The sequence below is a fragment of the Mumia spirodelae genome (assembly GCF_050632745.1).
Classification (GTDB): Bacteria; Actinomycetota; Actinomycetes; order Propionibacteriales; family Nocardioidaceae; genus Mumia.
In genome coordinates, this window is record NZ_JBODSD010000002.1 from 1,216,632 (window position 1) to 1,243,437 (window position 26,806).

Below are 26,806 nucleotides of genomic sequence, written 5' to 3' on the forward strand. Positions count from 1 at the left end.
CTGGTCGCTGGGGGCAGAAATCGCCGATAGGGTCGCAGGGCCGACACCGTCGTGCCCGGACGGCGGTGGACCGCGCACACGGGGGTAGGGGATGCATCGCTCGACGGGGCAGACGGCCGGTCGCACGCGCCGACGGAAGCTCATCACGCTGCTGTTCGGAGTGCTTCTTCTCGGAGGGCTCCTGTCGACGAGCCCGGCCGCCGCTGACGGCGACGGCTTCCTCACCCTCAGCAAGTCGGCGAGCCAGCCCGGCCCCTTCCAACCCGGCGACACCTTCAGCTACACGCTCACCGTCGGGTGCTCCAACACCGTCGGCAGCGGCTGCGACGCCGCGCAGGTCACCGACACGCTCCCCGCGCCGCTGGTCCTCGACCCGTCGAACCCCGAGCCGGTGGTCGTCGTCGGCCCCGCCCCGAGCGACGTCACCCTCGACGGCGACAACGGCTTCACGGTCGACTTCACCGGCGACACCGGCTCGGGCCTCACGGGCCTCCCGACCGGCCAGACCGTGCAGATCGTCGTCAGTGTGATGGTCCCCGAGGACGCCACGTTCGACGACGCCGGCACCCTGACGAACACCGCCACCGTCACCGCGGACAACGCCGAGACCAAGACCGACAGCGCCGACGTCACCCTCGAGGTTCCCCTCGTCCTCGACTCCACCGTCACGAAGAACCTCACGCCGGACACGCCGATCCCCGCCGTGCCCGGCCAGTCGGTCCAGTTCGAGATCGGCGGCGCCAACACGTCCAACGCGGCCGTCGACGAGCTCGTCGTCCAGGACCCGGCCGACGGCGCGGCGGACCCGTTCGAGTACCTCGAGCTCACGGGCATCGCGAGCATCACCCCGCCCGCCGGAGCCGACACGGTCCAGGTCGACTGGCAGGACGCCGACGGCGTCTGGCACACGGGGACCGCGACGACGCCGATCCCCGACGACCCGAACGAGCTCCTGGCCGGCGTCGACCTCGCCGAGGTGCACGGCCTGCGGTTCACGTTCAGCGCCGACGGAGGCACCGTCCCGATCACCCCGGAGGACGGCCAGGCGGCGATCGTCCTCGACACGGAGACACGCGACAACGTCACCGACATCCCTCCAGGCACGACCGAGACGGTCTCCAACACCGCGTCGTCCCAGGTGAACCTCGGCGACGACTCCTCGACCCCGGTCACCGACGACGACACCGTCGTCCTCGAGCGCAACCCGCCGAGCGTCGCGGTCGACAAGTCGTACGCGGTGGACCACCTGACGCCGGGCCAGTCGACCACCGCGACCGTCCGCGTGACGAACGGAAGCACCCCTGTCACCGAGATGGTCATCACCGACCCGGCCGCCGGGACTCCCGACTTCGTCGCGCAGGGGATCACCTTCACGGGGTTCACCGACGGGGTCGAGTGGCCGGTGGCCGCCACCGGGGTCTCGATCCAGTACACCTACGACGACGGGTTCACCGAGGGCCCGAAGACCTCCACCGACGTCGACACGATCCCGGGTCCGACCGAGGGCCACCGCGTCAGCGGCTACACGATCACGTTCACCGGGCCCATCGACGCCAACGCGTACGCGAACCTCCCCTTCACCGTGACCGCCGACCCGCTGCCGGGCGACGAGTCCGTGACCACCACCAACACCGCTTCCTCCCAGGTCACCGCGTCCAACGGCGAGGAGAGCGACGTCGTCACCGACGACGCCGACCTCACCCGTGACCCGCTGCGCGTCACCACCGACGTCACCAAGAACATCGGCAACGGCGAGCTCCCCGGCGTCCCCGGGGCGGGGACGACGGTCAACATCAGTGGCCAGGTCTGCGGCACGTGCGCGGACAAGGAACCCTCGACGACCGGCTCGGAGTACCTCCAGATCACCGACCCGCCCAACCCGTCCGCCGTGCCGAGCGATTTCTGGAACCACTTCGACGTCACCTCGTTCGGACCGACCGACGTCCCCGCGAACGCCGACATGACGGTCGAGTACTGGAACGGTACGGAGTGGGTTCCGCTCGCCGGGCCGGTCGAGGGTCCCGCGACCTGGACGTACACGCCGACGGCCGACGAGCAGGACGCGATCCAGGGCATCCGCTACACCTTCACCCCGAAGGAGGGGGAGCTCCTCCCGCCGGGCTTCAACGTCATCACCTACCAGAACGTGGAGCTCCGTGAGGAGCTGCGGGACGGGACCGGCCCCGCCGTCCCGGACCCCGAGGGCGACCCGATCACGGTCGGCAACGAGGCCGGCAGCGAGGTCCACAACCCCAACGCCGTCGATCCCACCGACAACGCGACCGCCGACGACGACGTCGTCATCAACCCCGTCCCGCCGGGCCCGGGACCCGACACCATCGACAAGGGCTGGCTGGTCGACGGCACGCCGCAGCAGACCGGCGCCACCGTCCCGTCGCTGTCCGACGACCAGCGGACCGCACGGATCTCCTGGGGGACCAACCTCTTCCCCGCCGACCAGTACGTGATCACCGACCCGGCGACCGATCCGCAGAACGTGGCGACGTCGCTGTTCGACGCGTGGGACCTGTACCGGATCGAGCCGATCACGGCGGCCACCGACCCGATGATGACCTTCGACGCCATCGCGTCGGTGGAGCTCTACGTCGACGGGATCGGCTGGGTGGACATCACCGACGACGCCTGCGCGAACGGCTGCGACGGCCAGTTCGGCGGCTACACGCTGTCCGACGAGCAGCGCGCGACCACGATCGGCGTCCGGATCACGTACGAGGAGAGCCCCACCCGGGCCGAGCGCATCACGAGCCCCACCGACCCGCAGGTCGGCACCGGCGTCGCCCGGACCGCGGGCAACGACCGTCCGCTCGACCTGACCTTCCAGCTCCGCCAGCAGCTGCGCTCGGACCCCACGCAGGCCGTGCTCGGCGACACGCACGACTACACCTACAACACGGACCAGGCCGGGCTCGTCCGCAACACCGTCGACGGCACGATGATCAGTGGCGACGAGGAGCGCTCGACCACGGACTTCGCCGACATCCTCATCGTCGACGAGCCGGTGAACGTCGACATCACCAAGACGTTCGACCAGGAGGTCCTCGGCATCCCTCCGGTGGACACGCCGCAGACGGACTACCCCCTCATCACCGCCGACCTCAGCGCGACGAACGACAGCGTGTCCAAGCTCCGCACGCTGCGCATCGACGACCCGAGCGCGAGCCCTGCGCTGCAGCCCGAGCCGTTCCAGACGCTCAACCTCTACGAGATCGGTGAGATCACCACGCCCGCCGGCGCGACCGAGACCGTGGTGCTCCTCTACCGCGACTGGAGCGCGACCCCGACGGCGTACTCGGTGGCCGCGGCCCAGGCACTCACCCCCGACGAGCTCGCGGACGTCACCGGCATCTCGGTCGTGCACACCGGGCTCATCGAGTCCCAGGCGACCGCCGACGTCGAGCTCGTCTTCCAGCTCCGCGTGACCAACCGCGTGACCGGGCAACCGCCGACCCCCTCCTCGACGCAGATCCCGAACGTCGCCGGGGTCACGGGCAGCAACCCGCACGACACGGTCACCGACCAGGCGACCGACGGGTTCACGCTCGCCGAGCCGACGTACGGCGTGCTGCCGGGCAAGACCATCGCCCCGGCCGAGCGGTACGAGGACGAGCCGAACCAGTACCTCGTCACGCTCAGCGGCCAGCCGACCGGGACGGTCCGCACGGAGGAGATGACCCTCACCGACACGACGGAGACGTTCTGGAACGCCTTCGACTTCGACTCCTTCGCTCCCCTCGAGCTGCAGTTCCCGATCCGCCAGCTCAAGGTCGACGCGCTGGTCGGCGTGACGTACGAGCTCGACGGGTCCGGCGCGCCGGTCGCCCTGTGCAACGGCGCCACCGACCTCACCGCGTGCTGGGTCGAGGGCGACTGGGTGCAGTCCGGGGCGGGCGGCGCGATCACCCCGACGCTGCCGAGCGGCGTCGCCGCCGACGACGTGCGTGGTCTCCGGATCTCCGCGCGCAACGAGGACGGCACGCAGTGGGAGCGCCCCAACAACCCGCGACTCGTCGTCAGCTTCGGGGCGACGCAGCGCGACACGCTGCGGATCGGGCCCGACGGCGGCGACGACACCCCGGTCCCCTCCACCCGACCCGGCATGGAGACGGCTCCCGGCGAGACCGTCCAGGGTCAGACCACCGACACGGTCGACGTGCACGCCGAGGGCACGTGGCTCAACCCCGACGGGACGGTCTGGACGGCCGACGACGACGCCACCGCGACCACGCTGCTGCGGCACCTGCCGAACGAGATCAGGGTGACGAAGGCTCCCGGCAACGGCAGCGACACCGACCCGCCGTCGTACGTCCCCGCGCAGTCGATCCCGTACGTCCTGCTGTTCCAGAACACCGGGCAGTGGCCGATGACCGGCCTGGAGCTCTCCGACCAGATCGCGACCGACGCCCAGGGATCCCTGCTGGTCGAGCCGCGAGACGCCTCCGGCGAGCCCGTGCCTGCCTACTCCTTCACCCTCGTCGGCGCCGACGGCACCCCGAAGTCGACCGCGGGCTTCTCGGCGAGCCTGAACGAGCAGACGGGCCTGCTGAGCATCACGGTGCCCGACGGCTTCGTCTTCGAGCCCGGCGACACGCTCACCGTCCGCGCCCCGCTGCAGTTCCGGCCCGGGCTTCCGCCAGGCACCTCGGTCGGCAACAGCGTCACCGCGACCAGCGACCGTCCGTTCGACACCTGCCAGTACACGACGAACCAGACCATCTCCTCCACGAGCGAGGTCGTCGACGACTGCACCGCCACCACGCACACGACTCCCCGGGCCGCGAGCCCGCTCGTGGTCCAGAAGTCGGTGAAGGGCGTCGGCGCGGGCGTCGCCGGAGCCGCCGAGGGCGACCCGAACTACGACGACCTCGGCCGTCTCGTCACCGGGACGGGCGCGCCGGAGACGTGCGAGAGCCCGAACGGCCAGAACGGCTACTACCGCAGTCCGTGCGTGCCGATCACCCGACCGGGCGGCATCGAGCGCTGGCAGTACTCGGCGCAGAACGCCGGCAACGTCCCGGCGCACGTGATCGCCGGCATCGACAGCTTCCCGCGCTACGGCGACGTCGGCGTGATCACCGGTACGCCGCGCGGGTCGGAGTGGGAGACGACCATCGTCGGCAACCCCACCAGCAACCTCGACGAGGTGGACGAGCTGGCCAAGTCCGTCACGTGGTACTACCTCATGGACACGCCGTCATCGGCGTGCAACGCGGCCGACATCCTCAACGAGACGACGCCGGGCGGCATCCCGACCACCGACCCCTGCTACGACGAGGTCAACGGCCGGGCGTGGACGGAGGTGACGGACGACACCACCGAGGCCGAGCTGACCGGGGCCTCCGCCGTGAAGTTCGTGATCACCTACGACGAGGACGGCACCGGCCTCGCTCCGGGCAGCGCCATCCACCTCACGCTCGACACCCGGACCGCATGGGCGGTCGACAACGGGGTGAACGGCGAGTTCCCGATCGCGTGGAACTCCGTCGCGTCCGGCACGCAGGGCGTGACGGGGAACCAGACGATCGTCAGCCCCGTCGTCGAGCCCACCCGCGTCGGCGTCGCGACGGCGATCGGCAAGCTCGCGCTGCAGAAGCAGGTGGAGGGCGCGGACCTGCCCGGAGTCACGTACCCCGACGCCTACACGTTCCGGGTGCGCTGCGTCTCCGGGCCGGAGACCGTGCCGCTGGTCGACTCCGACGGCAATGACGCGAGCCTGGTGACGCTGCAGGCCGACGGCACCCTGGTCACGTACAACAGCGGCCAGACGATCAACCTGCCCCTGTACGCCGACTGCACGCTCACCGAGGAGCCGATCGCGCAGGGCGCCACGGTCACGTACGACCCGCCGGGGACCGACGGCACCTCCGGCTCGATCACGGCGTTGAACGACCAGACCGACCGTGACGACGTCGTCGACCCGGCGTTCCCCGAGACGGTCGAGCTCGCGCAGATCACCGCGACCAACACCTATGCCGTGGCCGGCTTCTCCGTCTCGAAGGCCGTCGAGAACGGCGGGGCGGTCGACCAGGACGGCAACCCGATCGTCTACGACGCGACGTACGACTTCACCGCGTCGTGCCTCTTCAACGGCCAGGAGGTCGTGCCGGAGGCCGACCGGACGTTCAGCCTCGACGACGGCGAGGAGAAGGTCTTCGACGAGCTGCCCGCCGGGGCGGACTGCACCGTCGAGGAGACAGGCACGGGCGGGTCGGCCTCGACGTCGATGGTCGTCACGCAGCCGGGAGCGCCGGGCGAACCGACCGACGGAACGTCGGGCGAGTTCACCCTGGCTCCGGACGACGACGGGGTCCACGTGAACGCCGTCGCCGTGACCAACACCTACACCGTCGGCGCGATGACGCTCACCAAGGAGATCACCGGCGACGGCGCCGACCAGTGGGGCGACGGGCCGTTCGAGGTGCGTCTGGTCTGCACGCTCGACAACGCCGACCCGACGACGGTCTACGACGCGACGCACACGCTGACGCCGCCCGACGACCTGACCTGGGAGGTCACGAACCTCCCGACCGGCGCCGACTGCACGGTGACCGAGCCGCAGAACGCCGGGGCGACCGACGTCGCGATCGAGAACGGCACGTTCACCGTCGGCGACGACGTCGACGACCCGGCGCTGGTGACGGTCACGAACACCTTCACCGTCGGCTCGGTGTCTCTCACCAAGGAGCTGTACGGCGCGGCGAACGACCTCGAGAACGTCCGGGAGGTCGGCCACTTCGAGTTCACGATCGCGTGCACCCGGGTCGTCGACGGGGAGACGGTCGCGGTGGAGATCCCCGGCGGCGACACCCGCACCATCGACTACGCCGACGGCGACCCCGAGACCGTGACGTGGGAGGGCATCCCGACGGGCTCCACCTGCGCGGTCGAGGAGACCGTCCGGACCCCGACGCCGATCTTCTGGACGGTCACCCCGAGCACGTTCACGGTCGGCGACGAGACGACCGGGCCGGTCGTGCTGCGCGGGATCAACATCTACGCCCCGGGTTGGCTGGTGCTCAACAAGGCCGTCGAGGGGGACGCCGCCCAGTTCGCACCGGACGACTTCGAGGTGACGGTGGTGTGCACCCGCGCCGGCGGCAACGTCGCCCTCCCGAACGGCGGGGTCGTGACCCTCCCCGGCGACGGGAGCCCCGTCTTCCTCGCTCCGATCCCCGAGGACTCGGAGTGCCAGGTCGAGAGCGAGGCCGCCTCGGGCGCGACGGAGGTCGACCTCGGCGGCCCCGTCACGATCCCGATCTTCTCGGCCGGACCTCCGGTCGTCCTGCCACGGGCAGAGATCACCGTGACGAACACGTACGACGCCACGGGCTTCACCGTCTCGAAGGCCGTCGACGGCGCCACCGACGCCGAGGGCGAGCCGATCACGTACACGACGGAGTTCACGTTCACGGCGACCTGCACCTTCCTCGGCGAGGAGGTCCTGCCAGAGGCCGATCGGGCGTTCACCCTGACGCAGGGGCAGACGAAGGAGTTCACCGGTCTCCCGGTCGGGACCGAGTGCGCCGTCGAGGAGACCGGCGCGGGGTCCGCGACCGGGACGGCGGTCGAGGTGACCCAGGACGGCGCCATCGTGGCGCCGGAGGACCAGACCGACACCGCGAGCGGCACCTTCACGCTGGTCGGAGGCGGCACGACCGCCACGCTCGTCGGCTACACCAACACGATGCCGATCGGGGCGATCACCGTCACCAAGGAGATCACCGGGGACGGGGCCGACCGGTGGGGCGGCGGCGACTTCGAGGTGCGGCTGGAGTGCACGTACGACGACGCCGACCCGACGACCGTCTTCGACGGCACGCACACGCTGAGCGGCGCCGACCCGTCGTGGACGGTCGACGCCCTCCCGGTGGGGGCGGACTGCGTCGTGACCGAGACCGCGACCGGCGGCGCGACGAGCTCGACCGTCGACCCGAGCGGCGCCGTCACGATCACCGACGACGCCGAGGAGCCGGTCGCGGTGACGGTGACCAACACGTTCGACGTCGGCGGGCTGGTCGTCGAGAAGCGGATCACCGGGCCCGGCGCCGACGAGCGCGGCGGCAAGGCGTTCACCGTGTCGCTCGCCTGCACCCGCGAGGTGGACGGCGAGGACGAGGAGATCGAGGTGCCCGGGGGCGCCGACCGGACGCTCAAGCGGCCCGACCGGCTCACCGCGACGTACGACGACCTGCCCGTGGGTGCGGAGTGCGTGGTGACCGAGACCGACGCGGGCGGCGCCGAGCGGACGACGATCGACCCGGGGTCGGTCACCGTCGGCGCGGCGGACGAGCCGGTCGAGGTCGTGGTGACCAACCGCTTCGACGCCGCCGCGGCATCGGACGACGAGGGCGGGTCGGACCTGCCCGGCACCGGCAGCCCGGTCTCGTCCTGGATGGCGTTCCTGGCGCTGGCCCTGCTCGCCGCCGGGCTCACGATCCTGCGGAGGCGCCGCCCGGAGTGATCGAGGTCAGGCGGCCCCCATCGGGAGGATCACGACGGGGCACGGAGCCGTGCGCGCGAGGACGTCGCTGACCGCGCCGAGAGCGTTGTGCTTGATCGACGACGTGCCGTGGCTGCCCACGACGATCATCTGTGCGCCCGCGGCGACCGACAGCAGGACGTCGACCGGCAGGCCCTCGTGGACGCCGACGGTCACCTCCGCGGCGCCGTCGTGCAGCGCGGCTGCCTCGGCCGTCTCGGCGGCGATGCGCTCACCCTCGGCGATCGTCTCGACGGACGACTTCTCGGGGTCGACCGTCACGACGACCTGGACGGCGGCGCCCCGCAGGTCGGCCTCGGTCATCGCCCAGTGGAGGGCTCGGCGGGCCCCGGCGGACCCGTCGCTGCCGACCACGATCGTCCCGGTCTTCTGTGGTGACTCGCTCATGCGGCCATCCTGTCGGGTCCGGGCCCGCCGGGCGACCTCGGCGGGCGGCGATTCCGGAACTGCATAAGCAAGTGATATAACGTCCTTATGGAATCTGCGGCTGCGCGCGACCTCGCCGTCGCGCTCGAACGGCTCACCAGCCTGCTGCGCCACCTCGCTCCGTCCGGCCTGTCCCTGACCGCCGTCGGCACCTTGGCGACGCTCCAGCGCTCCGGCCCGGCACGACTGACCCGTCTCGCCGCCGCCGAGGGTGTCACCCAGCCCGCGATGACCCAGCTGGTCACCCGACTCGAGAGGTCCGGGCTCGTCCGCCGCGAGGCCGACCCCGAGGACGGCCGCGCCGTGCTCGTCGCGATCACCGACGACGGCTCCGCGTGGCTGTCGAACCGGCGCACCACCCGCACCGAGCTCCTCAGCGCGCTCCTGGCCGACCTCTCCCCCGCCGACCAGCAGGCGCTGGCCGACGCCCGTCCGGCGTTCGAGGCCCTGACCCGCCTCGTCGTCCCGTCCCCCGACGCCCAGCCCCTCACGGCTGCGCCGTCCCCCGAAAGAAGGAAGCGTTCGTGACGTCCCCCTCTGCGACCGCGGTCGCGAGCCCGTTCAAGCAGCCCAAGGCGGTGTGGGCCGTCGCGTTCGCCTGCGTCGTGTCGTTCATGGGGATCGGTCTGGTCGACCCGATCCTGCCCGTGATCGCCGAGGACCTGCAGGCGACGCCGAGCCAGGTGTCCCTGCTGTTCACCAGCTACCTCGTGGTGACCGCGATCGCCATGCTCTTCACCGGCTGGGTGTCGAGCCGCATCGGCGCCAAGAAGACCCTGATCGCGGGCCTCGTGATCGTCGTGGTGTTCGCCGCGCTCGCCGGCTCGTCGGACACCGTCGGCCAGATCGTCGGATTCCGGGCCGGTTGGGGCGTCGGCAACGCGCTCTTCATCGCGACGTCGCTGGCGGTGATCGTGGCGTCGGCGTCCGGCGGGTTCGCCGGCGCGATCATCCTGTACGAGGCGGCGCTCGGTCTCGGCATCGCGGTCGGCCCGCTGATCGGCGGCCTGCTCGGCGAGGTCAGCTGGAAGGGACCGTTCTACGGCGTCTCGGCGCTGATGGCGATCGCGCTGATCGCGACCGTCGTGCTCGTGGAGCCCACCCCGAAGCCCGCGGAGAAGACCTCCCTCGTCGCGCCGCTGCTCGCGCTGCGGCACCGCGGGCTGCTCACGCTCTCGCTGACCGCGCTCTGCTACAACTGGGCGTTCTTCACCGTGCTCGGCTACACGCCGTACCCGATGGAGCTCGGCGCGATCGAGCTCGGCTTCGTGTTCTTCGGCTGGGGTCTCCTGGTCGCGTTCTTCTCCGTGGTGGGTGCCCCGCGGCTGCAGGCGCGCTTCGGGATCGCCCGCACGCTCTACGCCAACCTCGCCGTCTTCGGCGTCCTCGTCCTGCTCATCGGCCTGTTCGTCGAGCAGCGGACTGTCCTCATCGTCGCCGTCATCGCGACCGGCGTCGTGATCGGCGTCAACAACACCGTCACCACGCAGGCCGTCATGACGATCTCGCCCGTCGAGCGCCCGATCGCCTCGGCCGCGTACGGGTTCGTCCGCTTCATCGGCGGCGGCCTCGCCCCGTTCTTCGCCGGGAAGCTCGTCGAGCGCTTCGACATGCACGTGCCGTTCTACGTCGCCGCGGTCGTCGTCGTGATCGGCATCGGCATCCTTGCCACCGCCCACCAGGCGCTCAACGCCGCGGAGGCCGCACAGGCGGAGCCGCACGCGGTCGACGTCGCTGCGCCCGCAGCCCCGCGCGACCACGTCGTCGCGCAGGCGGCCAGCCTGCAGGCGGACACCGACGGCGTCCTCGTGGCCGCGATCGACGGCACGCCCCTTGCGGCGGAGGTGACCGCTGCGGCGGGACGGCTCGCGCAGCGCTACGGCCGCACGGTGCACGTCGTCCACGCGCAGGAGTCCGCGATCACGCCGGACGGCGCCACGGACACCGAGGAGCTGCCGGCAGCCGAGGCCGTCGTGCGCGAGCACCTCGAGCAGCTGGCCGCGTCGGGCGTCCCCGCCGTCGGGCACGTGCTGCTGCACGCACCGGGGCACGGTGCCGCGGGACGCATGGTCGCCGAGTACGCGAACGCGCTGGCCGCACGCGCCCTCGTCATCGGGCCGCCGCGCACCACCGGCGACCTCGGCGCGCTCGTCGAGGAGTCGGCGAGCCAGGAGCTGCTGCGGCACGCGCGGACCAGCCTCGTGGTCGTGAACCACCCGCAGGTTCCCGCCGGGGTCTAGCCGCCACCACCGCCGTACGGCCCGGAGTCAGATCCCCATCGTGCGCCCGATGATCTCCTTCATGATCTCGGTCGTCCCGCCGTAGATGGTCTGGATGCGGGTGTCCGCGTACGCCTTGGAGATCGGGTACTCCGACATGAAGCCGTAGCCGCCGAACAGCTGCAGGCACTTGTCGACGGTCTTCTTCTGCAGCTCGGTCGTCCACCACTTGCCCATCGCGGCATCGGAGACCGAGAGCGTGCCCGCGTTGAGCTCCATGATCGAGCGGTCGACGAAGACCTGCGCGATCTGTGCCTCGGTCTCGAGCTCGGCGAGCACGAAGCGGCTGTTCTGGAACGAGCCGATCGGGCGGCCGAACGCCTTGCGCTCCTTGACGTACGCGAGCGTCAGGTCGATGACCGCCCGGCACGCCGCGGCGGCGGTGACGGAGATCGTCAGACGCTCCTGCGGCAGCTTCTCCATCAGGTAGATGAAGCCCTTGCCCTCCTCGCCGAGGAGGTTCTCCTTCGGCACCTTGACGTCGGTGAAGAACAGCTCAGCGGTGTCCTGCGCCTTGAGGCCGAGCTTGTCGAGGTTGCGTCCGCGCTCGAAGCCCTCCATCCCGCGCTCGAGCACGAGGAGCGAGACGCCGCGCGCCCCCGCCGACGGGTCGGTCTTCACGGCGACGATCACGAGGTCGGCGAGGATTCCGTTGGAGATGAACGTCTTCTGCCCGTTGACGAGGTAGTGGTCGCCCTGGTCGATCGCGGTGGTCGCGATGGACTGCAGGTCGGATCCCGTGCCCGGCTCGGTCATGGCGATCGCGGTGATCGTCTCGCCGGTGCAGAACGCCGGCAGCCAGCGCGCCTTCTGCTCCTCCGTCGCGTACGACAGCAGGTAGCCGGAGACCAGGTCGTTGTGCAGCGCGAAGCCGACCCCCGTCGCGTGCGCGTGCGCCAGCTCCTCCTCGATGATCGCGTGGTAGCGGAAGTCGCTGACCCCGCCGCCGCCGTACTCCTCCGGCATCATGAAGCCGAGGAAGCCCTGGCGGCCCGCGGCGAGCCACATGTCGCGGGAGACGATGCCGTCGATCTCCCACTGGTCGTGGTACGGCTTGATCTCCTTGGCGACGAACGTCCGGAAGGCCTCCCGGAAGTCATCGTGCTCCTGGGTGAAGATGTTGCGCTGCACTGCGGGCTCCTGGGTTGAGGGTCTCGATACGGGCTCGTTCCTCGCCCTACTCGACCGGCGAGGGTTCCTCGGTCTACTCGACCGGCGAGGGTTCCTCGGTCTGCACGACGGCACCGGAGGCGACGAGGGCGTCGACGTCGCCGATGCCCCAGGCGGCGAGGGCCTCGCGGGTGTGGGTGCCGGGCTTGGCGGGGGTACGGCCGAGGGCGGCCGGGGTCCGGGAGAAGCGGGGCGCCGGCGCCGCCTGGACGACGCCGTCGTGCTCGACGTACGTGCCGCGCGCCGCGAGGTGGGGGTGCTTCGGCGCCTCGCGCATCGGGACGACCGGGGCCACGCAGGCGTCGGTCCCCTCGAACACCTCCGCCCACTCGGCCTGGGTCCGCTCGGCGAACCGGGCCGCGAGCCGCGCCCGCAGCTCGGGCCAGGCCCGCGGGTCGTTGCGGTCGGGAAGGTCCCCCAGCTCGAGCAGACGCTCCATCTCGGCGTAGAACTGCGGCTCGAGCGCGCCGACCGACATCCATCGCCCGTCGGAGGTCTCGTAGACGTCGTAGAACGGCGCCCCGCTGTCGAGAAGGTTGGTGCCGCGCGCGTCGCTCCACGCGCCGACCTGCTGGAGGTTGGTGATCATCGTGAGGAGGTGGGCCGCGCCGTCGACGATCGCCGCGTCCACCACCTGCCCCTGGCCGGACGTCCGCGCCTCGAGCAGGGCGGAGAGGATGCCGACCACGAGGTAGAGCGAGCCGCCGGCGAAGTCGCCGAGCAGGTTCAGCGGGATCTGCGGCGGACCGCCCGCCCGGCCGATCGGGTCCAGTGCTCCGGCGACCGACACGTAGTTGACGTCGTGGCCCGCGCTCGGAGCGAGCGGACCGTCCTGGCCCCACCCGGTCATGCGGCCGTAGACGAGACGCGGGTTGCGCGCGAGGCAGACGTCGGGCCCGAACCCGAGCCGCTCGGTGACGCCGGGCCGGAAGCCCTCGATGAGCACGTCGGCCCGCTCCACCAGGTCAAGAAGGACGGCGACGCCCTCAGGACGCTTGAGGTCGATCGCGACCGAGCGCCGGCCGCGCGCGAGCAGGTCGCGGTCCTGCGGGATCACCTGGAGCCCACCCGGGGCCACGCGGTCGACGCGAACGACGTCGGCGCCGAGGTCGGCGAGGAGCATCGCGGCGAACGGACCGGGACCGATCCCGGCGAGCTCCACGACGCGGACACCGGCGAGCGGGCCCTTCGCGGCTCCGCGGTCCGGGGACGACTCAGTGGTGTGGGTCACCCCGCGATTGTGACAGCAGTACTGTCAGGGTTGTCAAGCCGGGCCGCCCCGCCGCCCGCGTCCGACCCACAGCACGGTGCCGCCGGTCGCGGCCAGGAGCGCACCCACGACCAGCGAGAGCAGCGCCGAACCCCCGGTGTCGGGGAGGCCACCCGGCCCGTCACCGGCAGCCGCGTCGTCGTCCGCATCGTCATCGGCCGAGCCGCCGCCGGCCGCGACGGTCGGAGCCGTCGTCAGACCGGTCGTCGGCTCCGACGTGGGCGGGGACGTCGGCGGCGTAGCCAGGACCCTGACCGCGAAGTCCTGACCACCGACGACCTCGCCGGCGTCGGTGGTCGTCACCGTCCGCGTCGCCTCGCCCACCACCTCGTAGCCGCCGGGTGGCGTGACCTCGATCGTGTACGTCCCGGGTGACAGGTCGCCCAGGTAGTAGCCACCGTCCTCGTCGGTGAGCAGCGACACCGGCTGACCCGGCCCGTCGACCACGACCGTGACGCCGGGCTGCGGCCCGTCGCCGCCGGTCACCTGTCCCCCGAGCGCACCCGGCCTCGTGAGCGCGAAGTCATGCCCCGTCACGTCGGCGCCGCCGACAGCCACCCCGGTGATCGGCGACTCGGCGTCGTACCCCTCAGGCGGCTGCACGGAGATCGCGTATCCGTCCCCGGCCGGGACTCCCTCGAACGTGTACGACCCGTCGGCGCCGGACACCGTGGTGCGCGGCGCGCTCCCGTCCCCCAGGTCGAGCGTCACGACGACTCCGGGCAACCCCTGCCCCCCGCCGGTGACGGTCCCGCCGACCGACGACGGCGCCTGCAGCACGAAGTCCTGCCCGGTCACCGGCGCGTCGTCGACCGCGAACGACGGACGCTCGGTCGTCCCCGTGTATCCGGGCGGCGGTTGCACGCTCACGACGTAGCCATCGCCGATCGGGTTGTCGTCGAAGAGGTAGCGCCCGTCGCCGTCGGTCGTCGTGGCGGTCGCGCCGTCGGGGCCGTCGAGGGTGACCGTGACGCCGGCGAGCGGTCGGCCGTCGTCGTCGGTGACCCGGCCGGACACCGGGAACGGGATGATCTCGCGCACCCCGAACGCGGGCACGACGACGTCCTGGCTCGCGTCGGCGACCTGCTCGACCGGGCCGACGACCGCGCACCCGCCGGGCGGCTCGACGATCACGCGGTAGCCGACCTGCGAGGCGACCTCTCCGAATGCGTACGTCCCGTCGGCGGCCGCACTCGTCGTCGCGACGGCGCGCCCGTTCTGGTCAACCAGCCGCACCACCGCCCCGCCGACCGGGCACGCCCCTCCGCCGGTCGACACGTCGGTCACCGAGCCGGCGAGCGCGTGGGTGCGGTTGACGAACCAGGTCTGGTACGCCGGGAGCCCGGCGCGCTGGGTGAAGGTCAGGGTGAGCGCCCGGATCCGTACGGTCGGCTGGAACCAGCCCGACGCCCCGACCGTGTCGAGCGCCTGGAGGTTGCCGGTGAGCGTACGCGTGGCCGGGTCCCAGGTCGGCACGTCGGCGATGCTCGCGGTGCAGCCGCTGGGGCGAGGCGTGCCGAACGAGCAGAGGTTGAACGCGCCCTGGAAGCCGAGCTCGGCACCGGTCGCCTCGCGGACGCCGGTCGCCGTCTGGACCACCGCACCGACCGTCACCGCGTCGGCGTCGATGTCGCTGAGCGCGAAGCCCCACTGCTGCGCCGGCGTCGGGCTCTCGAACGCGTAGGTCGTGACCGAGGGCGCCGTGGCGTTGTCCGCGCGCGGACGGAGGACGACGTACGAGGAGCCCTGGCTCGACCCGTACTGCTGACCGAGCGGCGTCGCGGCGTTGAAGAAGGCCGAGCTCGCGACCCCGACCGTCCCGGCCCGCGAGTCCGACGTCATCGCCGCTGCGGGAAATCCGACGCCGGACATTTGGACGGTCGTGCGGTAGGCGTTCGCGGTGCCCTCGAACGGGCCCCACGTCGCGTACGCGGTGGCGGCCGCGCCGGCGGGACCCCCGAAGGTGGCGAGCGCGAGGAAGGACAGGGCGACGACGACGGCGAGGGTGACGCGAGGGCGGGGGAGCATCCGAGCCTGCTTCCGTGTCCGAGAGGTCGCTGCCTTCGCAGATTAACGGCGTTTGTCCGACTTGTCCCCAGGGCTTGCACGCCGATCCCGCCGACTGCCGCCGGCGTGCGTTACGATCCAGACCGTGACATGACCGATGTCACATGGATCCTGACAGGAGCCCGACGTGAGCGAGATCGTCTACAGCCGCAAGGGGACCGGGGAGACCGTGGTCCTCGTCCACGGGATCGGCCACCGCAAGGAGGCGTGGCGCCCGGTCGCGACCCGGCTCGCCGAGACCCACGACGTCGTCTCCCTCGACCTGCCCGGCTTCGGGGCGTCGCCCGCCCTCGCGAAGGGGCGGCGCGACGGCATGGACGACTTCGCCGAGGCGCTCGAGACGTTCTTCAGCGAGCTCGGGCTCGACCGGCCGCACGTCGTCGGCAACTCCCTCGGCGGCGCGATCGCCCTCGAGCTCGCCGCCCGCGGGACCGTCCGGACGGCGACGGCGCTCTCGCCCGCCGGCTTCTGGACCGAGCCCGGGCGCGCTCGGGCGTTCGCGCTGCTGCTGGGTCTCAAGGCGACCTCGGGCGCCCCCGAGCCGGTCGTCCGCCGCATCGCGACCCGCCGATGGTCGCGGGCGGCCGCGATGTCGACCCTGTTCGCGCACCCGGGCCGGATCGACGCCGACGACTTCCTCGGCGACACCTTCGCCCTGCGCGACTGCACGGCGTTCGGCCGCGTGCTGCGCGCCGGGACGCGCTACCACTACCGCGCGCGCCCGGTCGTCCCGACGACCGTGGCGTGGGGGACGAAGGACCGCATCCTCGTCCCGTCCCAGGCCGAGGAGGCCCGCCGCAGGCTCCCGGACGCGACCCACGTGTCGCTCCCCGACTGCGGCCACGTCCCGATGATCGACGCGCCCGACCTCATCACCCGGGTGATCCTCGAGCGCACCCGCAGCGCCGACCTCGCCGTCGCCTAGGCCTTCCGGCGGCGGCCACCGGGGCGCTCCCGCAGGCCGATGAGCGTGTAGAGGAAGACGAGCGCGGCCGTGACGCAGAGCAGGAGCAGACCGATCGTGTAGGTGTGGTCCTCCTCGTTGTACGTCGCGCCCATGACCAGCGGCGGGAAGAACCCACCGAGACCACCGGCCGCACCGACGATGCCCGTGACCGCTCCGGTCTTGTCCGCCGGCGCGCGCTGCGCCACCCACGCGAACACCGACCCGGCCCCGAGCCCGAGGAACGCCGCCATCAGCACGAACGCCAGACCCGCCGGCAGCTCCGGCTCCGGCCGCAGCGCCAGCACGACCGCCATCACCGACGTGCCGGCCAACGACACGAGCGTCACGAGCCTCGGGCCGACCTTGTCCGACAGCGTCCCGCCGATCGGCCGCGCGATCACGGCGGCGATGGCGAACCCGGCGGTCCGCTCGCCCGCCTCCTTGAGGTCGTACCCGTAGGTGAGCACGTCGCCGAGGTAGGTCGGCAGGTAGGTCGAGAACGCGACGAACCCGCCGAACGTGATCGCGTACAGCAGGGCCATCTGCCAGGTCACGGGCTCCTTCATGGCCGAGACCAGCTTCGGCGTCGCCGGCTGCGTGGACGGCGTCCAACGGGGCGAGTCGCTCATCAGCATCCAGCACACGGCGGCCGTCACGAGGAGCGCGACGGCGATGATGACGTGCGTTGCCGTGTAGCCGAACCAGTCCACGAAGCGCGGCGTGAAGAACGACGACAGCGCGGTGCCGCCCATGCCCGCACCGAACAGGCCGGTCGCGAAGCCCTGACGCGGCTTCTCGTACCACGCCTTCACCATCGGGATGCCGACCGCGAAGGTCGTGCCCGCGATGCCGAGGAAGAAGCCGAACACGACGAGCATCTGGTACGAGTCGGCGTTGCCCGCGACGGCGACCAGCACGACGAACGGCGACGAGAGCACGAGGAGCACGGTGAACATCAGCCGTCCGCCGTACTTGTCGGTCAGCGTGCCGGCGACGATCCGGCCGAGCGCGCCGACGATGACGGGCACCGCGACCACGAACGACTTCTGCGTCGCGGACAGGTCCATCTCGACGGCGTAGCGCGCCGCGAGCGGGCCGATGAGGTTCCACGCCCAGAAGCTGATCGCGAACGCCCACGTCGCGAGGATCAGGTTGCGGGTCTGGGCGGCTTTCGGAAGCGCGGGAAGTTCGGTCGCGGCGGTCATGGTGCCCCCTGCCTCAGCGGTCGCGGTCCCGCGTGCCGACCGGGTCCCAGCCGGGCCGCGGGGCGCGGGTGGCGGGGACGTCGTCGCGGCTGCGGTAGACGATGTACGGACGGAACAGGTAGTGCAGCGGCGCGGTGAACGCGTGCACGAGGCGCGAGAACGGCCAGATCGCGAACAGCGCGAGGCCGACGAGCGCGTGCACCTGGAACGACGTGGACGCGGCCGCCATCGCGTCGACGTCGGGCTGCAGGACGAACAGGCTCCGGAACCACGGCGAGACCGTCTCCCGGTAGTTGGTCACGTCGGTGTCGAAGACGCTCACGACCGTGGTCGCGAGTCCGGCGACGATGGCCGCGACCAGCACGACGTACATCGTCTTGTCGTTCTTGGTGGTCGCCATGAACACCGGCCCGGTCTTGCGCCGGCGATAGATCAGCAGCGCGACGCCGAGCAGCGTCGCGACGCCCGCGACGGCGCCGAGCGAGAGCGCCATGACGTGGTAGGTGTGCTCGCTGACGCCCATCGCGTCCGTCCACGACTCGGGGATCAGCAGACCGACGACGTGTCCGATGACCACGACGAGGATGCCGAAGTGGAACAGCGGGGACGCGATCCGCAGCAGCCGCGACTCGTACAGCTGCGACGAGCGGGTGGTCCAGCCGAACTGGTCGTAGCGGTAGCGCCAGATCAGGCCGCCGACGAAGACGGCGAGGACGAGGTACGGGATCACGCCCCAGAGCACCGTGCTCATCGCGCCCTCCCGTGTCCGGTGATCGAGTAGCCCGAAGCGCTGGCGGAGGACGTATCGAGATCCAACGGCAGCAGCCGCGGGTCGTACGCGTCGAGGCCGACCGTCTCCGTCGGCGGCCCCGCCATCGCCATCGCGGCCGCCCGGTCGGTCGGTCCCGGCCCGTCGTACGTCGCGCACACGCCGCGCAGCACGTGCACCCACGGCGTCGGCGTCCGTGTGTCCGCGTCCTCCAGCGCCAGCCTCAGCAGCTCGACGCTCGGGCGATAGCGCTCGAGCAGCTCGCCGCCCCGGCCCGGGTCGTGGGCGGCGAGCTCGAGGACCATCGGCAGGTAGTCCGGGAGCTCGCCGTGCGTGTCCACGACCAGGCCCGAGTCTCGGTAGGCCTTCTTGAAGGCGGCGAGGACCTCTCCGCGGCGCCGGGTGTCGCCGTCGGTGAAGTACGAGAGGTAGAGCGGGTGCTTGCGGTCGAGGTCGAACACCTCGACGTAGCGGCGGGCCAGCGCGTCGACCGGCGTGCGTCCGGCCGCGTCGACGAAGGCGAGGAGGTCTCGATACGGGCTCGTTCCTCGCCCTACTCGACCACCGGTGGTCGACGACGTTCCTCGCCCTACTCGACCACCGGGATTCGTATCGAGACCCTCCTGAAGGGCGGCGCGAATCAGCGGGAGACGCTCGTACGTCGCGGGCGACGGGTAGGCGAGAAGGATGGCCGCCGCACGGTGCACGACCCGGGCGTCCCGCTTCATGACCGCGCCCCTCGCTCCGGCGGGAACAGACCTTCCGGTGCACCGCGCGCGTCCCAGTTGAGCAGGTTCACCTGACCGCTGCTCTGCGGGTCCGGTGCCGCGATCGTGTCCGACTCCTGCCGCTGCTTGAGCGCGTGGAAGGTCTCGACCGCGACCGGCACCGGCCGTCCGCTCGCCTCGCCGACCGGCCCGGACTCGTACATGCCGGGTCCTTCGTCGAAGTCCAGGGAGCAGCCCATCTCCTCGAGGTCGTGCGCCTGCTCGGTGTGCGCGGTCGGGATCACGTAGCGCTCGTCGTACTTCGCGAGCGCCATCAGCCGGTACATCGCGTACATGGCCTCCTCCGACATCCCGACCGACGCCGGGATCGACCCGTCCGGCTCCTTGCCGAGGTTGAGACCGCGCATGTACGACCGCATCGCGGCGAGCTTGCGCAGCACGTCGGTGACGATGTCGGTGTCTCCCGCGGTGAACAGCTCGGCGAGGTACTCCACCGGGATCCGCAGCGCCTCGATCGCCCCGAACAACGTGCCGGTGTCCTCGGCGTCGTGGCCCTGGTCCGCGAGCAGGTCCACGATCGGCGACAGCGGCGGGACGTACCAGACCATCGGCATCGTCCGGTACTCCGGGTGCAGCGGCAGCGCGACCCGGTACTTCTTGGCCAGCGCGTACACCGGCGAGCGCTGTGCCCCCGTGATCCAGTCCTCGGGGATGCCCTGCGCCCGCGCCTCCGCGACCACCCGCGGGTCCTCCGGGTCGAGCATCAGGTCGAGCTGCGCCTCGTACAGGTCCTTGTCGTCCTCGACCGACGCCGCCTCGGTGACCCGGTCGGCGTCGTACAGGAAGACCCCGATGTAGCGCAGGCGCCCGACGCACGTCTCCGCGCAGACCGTCGGGATCCCGACCTCCACGCGCGGGTAGCAGAACGTGCACTTCTCGGCCTTGCCCGACTTGTGGTTGAAGTAGATCTTCTTGTACGGGCAGCCGGTGATGCACTGCCGCCAGCCGCGGCAGCGGTCCTGGTCGACGAGCACGATGCCGTCCTCGGACCGCTTGTAGATCGCACCGCTCGGGCAGGACGCCATGCACGACGGGTTGAGGCAGTGCTCGCAGATGCGGGGCAGGTAGAACATGAAGGTCCGCTCGAGGTCGGTGCGGATCTTGTCCTCCGACTCGCGCCGGACCTTCTCCACGATGGGGTCCTGGGCGATCGCGTCGGGGCCACCGCCGAGGTTGTCGTCCCAGTTCGCCGACCACGTGATCGCCATGTCGTCGCCGGTGATGAGCGACTTCGGCCGCGCAACCGGGAAGTCGTCGCCGAGCGGGGCGCGGGTCAGGTTCTCGTAGTCGTACGTCCACGGCTCGTAGTAGTCGGCCAGCTCCGGCTGGACCGGGCTCGCGAAGATGCTGAGCAGGCGGCGCCCGCGGCTGCCCGTCCGCAGCGAGATGCGCCCACGACGGTTGCGTACCCAGCCGCCGCGCCACTTCTCCTGGTCCTCGTAGCGACGCGGATACCCCTGCCCGGGACGCGTCTCGACGTTGTTGAACCACACGTACTCGACGCCGGCACGGTTGGTCCACGCCTGCTTGCACGTCACCGAGCAGGTGTGGCAGCCGATGCACTTGTCGAGGTTCATCACCATCGCGACCTGGGCCATGACCTTCATCGATGCTCCTCCCGCTCGTGCTCGGTCAGTACGTCACCGGCGCGGTCCGCTTGCGCACCGTGCAGACGATGTCGCGCTGGTTGCCGGTCGGGCCGAGGTAGTTGAACGTGTACGACAGCTGCGCGTACCCGCCGATGAGGTGGGTCGGCTTGACCAGCAGGCGCGTGACGGAGTTGTGGATGCCTCCGCGCCGGCCGGTCTTCTGCGACTTCGGGACGTCGATGGTGCGCTCCTGCGCGTGGTGCACGTAGACGACGCCCTCGGGCATCCGGTGGCTCACGATCGCGCGCCCGACGAAGACGCCGTTGGCGTTGTCGCACTCCACCCAGTCGTTGTCCGCGACGGCGATCTTCTCCGCGTCGGCGACGCTCATCCACACGGTCGGTCCGCCGCGCGAGAGGGAGAGCATCAGCAGGTTGTCCTGGTACTCGGAGTGGATCGACCACTTGTTGTGCGGCGTGAGGTAGCGGACGGCGATCTGGAGCGCGTCCCCTCCGTCGGTCGAGTGGTCCGAGCCGCTGGGCGAGGACGCGTCGGGACCCAGCCGCGCGTCGCCGTACATGCGGTGCATGTCCAGCGGCGGCCGGTACGTCGGCAGCTGCTCGCCGTAGTCGCGCATCCACGCGTGGTCGAGGTAGAAGTGCATCCGCCCGGTCAGCGTGTGGAACGGCTTGAGACGCTCGATGTTGACCGTGAACGGCGCATAGCGTCGCCCGCCGGTCTCCGAGCCCGACCACTCCGGCGAGGTGATGACGGGCTGCGGCGAGTCCTGCGTCATGGAGAAGGTGATCTGCTTCTCCTCCGCACCCTCGGCGAGGTCGACGAGGCGGCGCCCGGTCCGCCGCTCGAGGTCGCGGAAGCCCTGCACGGCGAGGTGGCCGTTGGTGGTCCCGGAGAAGGTGAGGATCGCCTCGGCGAGCCGCGCGTCGGTGTCGATCGCCGGCCGGCCGGCCGCAGCGCCCGACCCCATCACGCCGTGCTTGGCGGCGAGCGAGGCGACCGCGTCCTTGAGGTCGTACGTGATGTTCTTGACCGTGAACCCGAGGTCCTCGGCCTTCGGGCCGATGGTCGCGAGCTTGTCCGCGATCGCGGTGTAGTCGCGCTCGACGACTGCCACCACGGGCATCGTCTTGCCGGCGACCGGGTCGGTCTGCCCCTCGCGCCAGTCGAGGCTGCGGCCGCCGGGCTGCGCGATCTCGCCCGGCGTGTCGTGCTGGAGCGGCACGGTCACGAGGTCCTTGCGCGTGCCGAGGTGCGTCGTGGCGAGCTCGGACAGCTTGCGGGCGAGCGCCGTGAACATGTCGTAGTCGCTGCGCGCCTCCCACGGCGGGTCGATCGCCGGGGTGAACGCGTGGACGTACGGGTGCATGTCGGTCGAGGACAGGTCGTACTTCTCGTACCAGGTGGCCGCCGGGAAGACGATGTCGCTGAGCAGCGTCGTCGACGTCATCCGGAAGTCCGCCGACACGAGGAGGTCGAGCTTGCCCCGCGGCGCCTCGTCGCGCCAGCGGATCGTCCGCGGCGGCTCGGGCGCGTCGGGCGCGTCGACGTTCGACTGCGTGCCCAGGAGGTACTCGAGGAAGTACTCGTTGCCCTTCGCCGAGGAGCCGAAGAGGTTCGAGCGCCAGAGCACCAGCGTGCGCGGCCAGTTCTGCGGGGCGTCGACGTCGTCGATCGCCGCGTTGAGGCTGCCGTCCTGGAGCCGGTCGGCGATCCACGCGCCGGCGTCCTTCGCGGCGCCGTCGGCGGTCGCCGCCGTCGCCTCGTCGGCGAGGTCGAGCGGGTTGCGGTCGAACTGCGGGTAGAACGGCATCCAGCCCATCCGCGCCGACTTCGCGATCACGTCGGCGGTGTGGAGGCCCTCGAGGTGGCCCTCCGCGAGCGGCGAGGTCAGCACGTCCTGGCGGGAGCCGTCGGAACGCCACTGCCCGGTGTGCATGTACCAGTACGAGGTTCCGGTCATGGTGCGCGGCGGCCGCGTCCAGTCCAACGCGTTGGCCAGGGAGATCCAGCCGGTGATCGGGCGGCACTTCTCCTGGCCGACGTAGTGCGCCCAGCCGCCTCCGTTGCGGCCCATCGCCCCGGTGAGCATGAGCAGCGTGAGGATCGCGCGGTACGTCACGTCGCCGTGGAACCACTGGCACACGCCCGCACCGAGGATGATCATCGACCGTCCGCCGGACTCCTCGGAGTTGCGCGCCAGCTCGCGCGCGATGCGGATGCACTGCGCCGCGGGGACCGAGGTGATCTCCTCCTGCCACGCCGGCGTGTACGGCGAGGATGCGTCGTCGTACCCGCTCGGCCACTCGCCGGGGAGACCGTCGCGCCCGACGCCGTACTGCGCGAGGAGGAGGTCGAGGACGGTCGTGACCGTGTGACCGCCGACCTGGCGCACCGGGATGCCGCGCCGGATCACGCTGCCCGACCCGTCCGGCGCGTCGAAGGCCGGCATCAGCACCTCGCCGGGCTGGGCGTCCGGCCCGATGACCGACAGCGCCGGCTCGATGTCGCCGAGGTCGAGGTTCCACCGACCCTCGCCCGCATCGCCGTACCGGAAGCCCATCGAGCCGTTCGGGACGGCGGCGTCGTTCGTCCGGGTGTCGAGGACGACGGTCTTCCACTCCGCGTTCTGCGACGCCTCGCCGGTCGATCCCGTCGGGACCAGGTCCGCCTCGGTCAGGAAGGTCTCCGGCACCCACGCACCGTCGTCGCTCTGCTTGAGCCGGACGAGGAACGGAAGGTCGGTGTACTGCTTGACGTAGTCGGTGAAGAACGGCACCTGACGCTCGAGGTAGTACTCCTTGAGCATCACGTGGCCCATCGCCATCGCCAGCGCCGCGTCCGTCCCGGCCTGGGCGGGCATCCACTCGTCGGCGAACTTCGTGTTGTCGGCGTAGTCGGGCGAGACCGTGACGACCTTGGTGCCGCGGTAGCGCGCCTCGGCCATCCAGTGCGCATCCGGCGTGCGGGTGACGGGGACGTTGGAGCCCCACATGAGCAGGTACGAGGCGTCCCACCAGTCGCCGGACTCCGGCACGTCGGTCTGGTCGCCGAAGACCTGCGGGCTCGCCACCGGCAGGTCGGCGTACCAGTCGTAGAACGACGTCATCACGCCGCCGATGAGCTGGATGAACCGGGTGCCGACGCAGTGCGACACCATCGACATCGCCGGGATCGGGGAGAACCCGGCACAGCGGTCCGGGCCGTAGGTCTTGATCGTGTTCACGTGCGCGGCCGCCGCGATCTCGATCGCCTCGTCCCACGAGATCCGGACGAGGCCGCCCTTGCCGCGCGCCTGCTGGTAGCGCCGCCGCTTCTCCGGGTCGGCGGCGATCTCCGCGAACGCCAGGACGGGATCGCCGAGGCGCTTCTTGGCCTCGCGGTACATCTCGATCAGCACGCCGCGTCCGTACGGGTAGCGGACGCGGGTCGGGGAGTACGTGTACCAGGAGAAGGCGGCACCGCGCGGACAGCCGCGGGGCTCGTACTCCGGCCGGTCGGGTCCCGTGCTCGGGTAGTCGGTCTGCTGCGCCTCCCACGTGATGATGCCGTCCTTGACGTACACCTTCCACGAGCACGAGCCCGTGCAGTTCACCCCGTGGGTGGACCGGACGACCTTGTCGTGGCTCCACCGGTCGCGGTAGAACACGTCGCCGCGTCTGCCGCCCTCGCGGTAGACGGCTCGACGGTCGGCGCTCTCGTCCCAGCGCGTGAAGAAGTCGCCGAGGGCCAGCAACGCCTCCGAGGCGGGCCCGTCGGTCCCCCCTCCGGCACGCGTGCGCCGTGAGCGGGCTCGTCCTTCGCGGGTGGTCTCGGTCATCGCAGCCTCCTCGCGCCCCAACGTAGGGCGACCGTGACGGGTGCGCGACCGGAAGCAGACGCCCTCCGACGATCGGGCGAGCGGAGCGCGTCGAGGGCGGTTACGCTCGCGGCACCGAGGCTCGTTCGGGAGACGGAGGTTCGCCATGCGTGACGTCGCTGCGCTCACCGAGGAGTACGCCGATGCCGCGAGCTCGGCGCCGCACGGACGCAGCGCGGAGCTGGTCCTGCAGGACGGCCCGCTGCGCCAGAGCGTGCTCGGGCTTGCCGAGGGCGCGGAGCTCTCCGAGCACGACGCGCCGCCGGCCGCGAGCGTGCTCGTGCTCAAGGGGTCGATCGAGATCGTGGGCGAGTCCGGCACGATCGCGCTGGAGACCGGGATGCTCGCGGCGGTCCCCCGCGAACGGCACTCCGTGAAGGCGGTCGTGGACTCGGTCTTCCTGCTGACCGCGGTCACCGACATCTGACCCGGGTCACCAACTGGCGTCTCCGGGTCACCCGGAGACGCGAGACGGTGCCCGATGAGGCTACGCGGTGTGGCGCCGGCGGCGCCCTTCCCTCGCGCCTCAGACGAGGAACTGGAACGCGGGGTCGTCCGGGGACAGCTTCTTGGCGCGCAACGGCGAGTCCGCCAGCCGGGCGACGAGGCCGCCCAGTCCCTCAGGCGACCCGAGCTCGATGCCGACCAGCGCCGGTCCGGTCTCGCGGTTGTGCCGCTTGACGTACTCGAAGAGCGTGATGTCGTCCTCCGGGCCGAGCACCTCGTCGAGGAAGCGCCGCAGCGCGCCCGGTTCCTGCGGGAACTCCACCAGCCAGTAGTGCTTCACGCCGCGCGAGACGAGCGCCCGCTCGATCACCTCGGCGTAGCGGCTCACGTCGTGGTTGCCGCCCGACACGATCGCGACCACGGACTCCCCCGGGCTCACGAGGCCCGGCAGCCGCAGGGCCGCCGCGGCGAGCGCCCCCGCAGGCTCCGCGATGACGCCGTCGACCTCGAACAGGTCGAGCATCTCCTCGCTGACCATGCCGGCGTCGACGCTGACCAGCTCCACCGGACGCCCGGCACGCGCCAGCTCCGCGAGGACCTCGTACGGGTGGTCCCCCACGCGACGGACCGCGGCGCCGTCGACGAACGCGTCCACCTCGTCCAGCGTCACCGGACCGCCGCGCGCCATCGCTGCCGCCATGCTCGCCGCGCCCGACGGCTCCACACCCACGACACGCGTCTCGGGGTGGCGCGCGGCGAGCCACGCCGCCACGCCCGCGACCAGGCCGCCGCCCCCGACCGGGACCACGACCACGTCGGGGACGGAGCCAGGGTGCTGCTCCGCGAGCTGCTCGCAGGCCTCGCGCACCACGGTGCCCTGCCCCGCGATCACGTCCGGGTGGTCGAACGCGGGGACGACCGTGGCGCCGGTGAGCGAGGAGTCCTCGAGCGCCGTCGCGCTCGCCGCGTCGTACGTCTCGCCGCCGACGATGACCTCGACCGCGTCGCCGCCGAGGGTCGCGATCCGGTCGCGCTTCTGCCGCGGCGTGGTGCGCGGGAGGTAGATGCGGGCGAAGGTCCCGAGCGCCCGGGCGGCGTACGCGACGCCCTGCGCGTGGTTCCCCGCGCTGGCGGCGACGAGGCCACGCTCGCGTTCCTCCGGGTCCAGACGGGAGATCATGTGGAAGGCGCCGCGCAGCTTGTACGAGCGGACGACCTGAAGGTCCTCGCGCTTGAGCCAGACGTCGGCGCGGGTCCGTTCGGCGAGACGCCGGTCGCGTTCGAGCGGGGTCCGGACGGCGACCTGGGAGACAGGTGCGTAGGCAGCGTCGACGTCGTCAGCGGTCACAGGCACGGCGTCCAGCGTAGGACGGGACATGCGACGCGCTCCCGCCGGTCCAGCACACGGGCACCGCCCTGCGCGGCGAACCGTCAAGCCCGCGCGACGAACCGTCA

15 protein-coding genes are annotated in these 26,806 nt (G+C 71.5%); 5 read left to right on the forward strand and 10 right to left on the reverse strand.

All coding sequences use genetic code 11. The annotated features are described in order from the left end of the window. The first annotated feature begins 91 nt into the window (after positions 1-91). A complete protein-coding gene (locus ACQSSQ_RS15155) occupies positions 92-8,479 on the forward strand; it encodes a DUF5979 domain-containing protein (protein WP_431327915.1) in 8,388 nt (2,795 codons plus the stop codon). Positions 8,480-8,485: 6 nt separating this feature from the next. On the opposite strand, the gene ACQSSQ_RS15160 is transcribed toward ACQSSQ_RS15155, so the two are convergent. Then, positions 8,486-8,905, reverse strand: coding sequence for a universal stress protein (locus ACQSSQ_RS15160; protein ID WP_431327916.1), 420 nt, complete (start codon positions 8,903-8,905; stop codon positions 8,486-8,488). An 87-nt stretch (positions 8,906-8,992) separates the two neighbouring features. Here ACQSSQ_RS15160 and ACQSSQ_RS15165 point away from each other — a divergent pair, with 87 nt between their 5' ends. Then, entirely contained in the window at positions 8,993-9,472 is a 480-nt protein-coding gene (locus ACQSSQ_RS15165; protein WP_431327917.1) for a MarR family winged helix-turn-helix transcriptional regulator, read from the forward strand. After that, positions 9,469-11,184 carry an MFS transporter gene (locus tag ACQSSQ_RS15170; protein ID WP_431327918.1) on the forward strand — a complete coding sequence of 572 codons (1,716 nt, stop codon included), beginning with the start codon at positions 9,469-9,471 and terminating at the stop codon, positions 11,182-11,184. The genes ACQSSQ_RS15165 and ACQSSQ_RS15170 overlap by 4 nt, the downstream gene beginning before the upstream one ends. A 27-nt stretch (positions 11,185-11,211) precedes the next feature. Here ACQSSQ_RS15170 and ACQSSQ_RS15175 read toward each other — a convergent pair whose 3' ends face one another. The 3 genes from ACQSSQ_RS15175 to ACQSSQ_RS15185 form a co-directional block, all read right to left on the reverse strand. Continuing rightward, on the reverse strand, positions 11,212-12,354 hold the full coding sequence (locus ACQSSQ_RS15175) for an acyl-CoA dehydrogenase family protein (RefSeq protein ID WP_431327919.1): 1,143 nt from the start codon (positions 12,352-12,354) through the stop codon (positions 11,212-11,214). A 73-nt stretch (positions 12,355-12,427) separates the two neighbouring features. After that, positions 12,428-13,624 (reverse strand): CaiB/BaiF CoA transferase family protein, encoded by a 1,197-nt coding sequence (locus tag ACQSSQ_RS15180; RefSeq protein ID WP_431327920.1) that lies wholly within the window; start codon positions 13,622-13,624, stop codon positions 12,428-12,430. A 33-nt stretch (positions 13,625-13,657) separates the two neighbouring features. After that, on the reverse strand, positions 13,658-15,691 hold the full coding sequence (locus tag ACQSSQ_RS15185) for an MSCRAMM family protein (RefSeq protein ID WP_431327921.1): 2,034 nt from the start codon (positions 15,689-15,691) through the stop codon (positions 13,658-13,660). A 166-nt stretch (positions 15,692-15,857) separates the two neighbouring features. Between ACQSSQ_RS15185 and ACQSSQ_RS15190 the strand changes: the two genes are divergently transcribed. Beyond that, the gene (locus ACQSSQ_RS15190) at positions 15,858-16,655 is read left to right on the forward strand and encodes an alpha/beta fold hydrolase (protein WP_431327922.1); all 798 of its coding nucleotides are present in this window, start codon (positions 15,858-15,860) and stop codon (positions 16,653-16,655) included. Here the strand turns inward: ACQSSQ_RS15190 and ACQSSQ_RS15195 are convergent. The 5 genes from ACQSSQ_RS15195 to ACQSSQ_RS15215 are packed head-to-tail and all read right to left on the reverse strand — an operon-like array spanning position 16,652 to position 24,865. After that, positions 16,652-17,881: an MFS transporter gene (locus ACQSSQ_RS15195; RefSeq protein ID WP_431327923.1), complete on the reverse strand. Its 1,230-nt coding sequence runs from the start codon at positions 17,879-17,881 to the stop codon at positions 16,652-16,654. The genes ACQSSQ_RS15190 and ACQSSQ_RS15195 overlap by 4 nt on opposite strands. A gap of 13 nt (positions 17,882-17,894) precedes the next feature. After that, on the reverse strand, positions 17,895-18,632 hold the full coding sequence (gene narI / locus ACQSSQ_RS15200) for a respiratory nitrate reductase subunit gamma (RefSeq protein ID WP_431327924.1): 738 nt from the start codon (positions 18,630-18,632) through the stop codon (positions 17,895-17,897). Continuing rightward, positions 18,629-19,378, reverse strand: coding sequence for a nitrate reductase molybdenum cofactor assembly chaperone (gene narJ, locus ACQSSQ_RS15205; RefSeq protein WP_431327925.1), 750 nt, complete (start codon positions 19,376-19,378; stop codon positions 18,629-18,631). The genes narI and narJ overlap by 4 nt, the downstream gene beginning before the upstream one ends. Further along, the gene (narH, locus tag ACQSSQ_RS15210; protein WP_431327926.1) at positions 19,375-21,045 is read right to left on the reverse strand and encodes a nitrate reductase subunit beta; all 1,671 of its coding nucleotides are present in this window, start codon (positions 21,043-21,045) and stop codon (positions 19,375-19,377) included. Before narH ends, narJ begins: the two co-directional genes overlap by 4 nt. A gap of 25 nt (positions 21,046-21,070) precedes the next feature. After that, positions 21,071-24,865: a nitrate reductase subunit alpha gene (locus tag ACQSSQ_RS15215; RefSeq protein WP_431327927.1), complete on the reverse strand. Its 3,795-nt coding sequence runs from the start codon at positions 24,863-24,865 to the stop codon at positions 21,071-21,073. 145 nt (positions 24,866-25,010) lie between these two features. On the opposite strand from ACQSSQ_RS15215, the gene ACQSSQ_RS15220 reads away from it, so the two are divergent. Continuing rightward, entirely contained in the window at positions 25,011-25,331 is a 321-nt protein-coding gene (locus ACQSSQ_RS15220) for a cupin domain-containing protein (RefSeq protein WP_431327928.1), read from the forward strand. Between the two features lie 99 nt (positions 25,332-25,430). Here ACQSSQ_RS15220 and ilvA read toward each other — a convergent pair whose 3' ends face one another. Continuing rightward, positions 25,431-26,705, reverse strand: coding sequence for a threonine ammonia-lyase IlvA (gene ilvA, locus ACQSSQ_RS15225; RefSeq protein ID WP_431327929.1), 1,275 nt, complete (start codon positions 26,703-26,705; stop codon positions 25,431-25,433). Between the last annotated feature and the right edge of the window lie 101 nt (positions 26,706-26,806).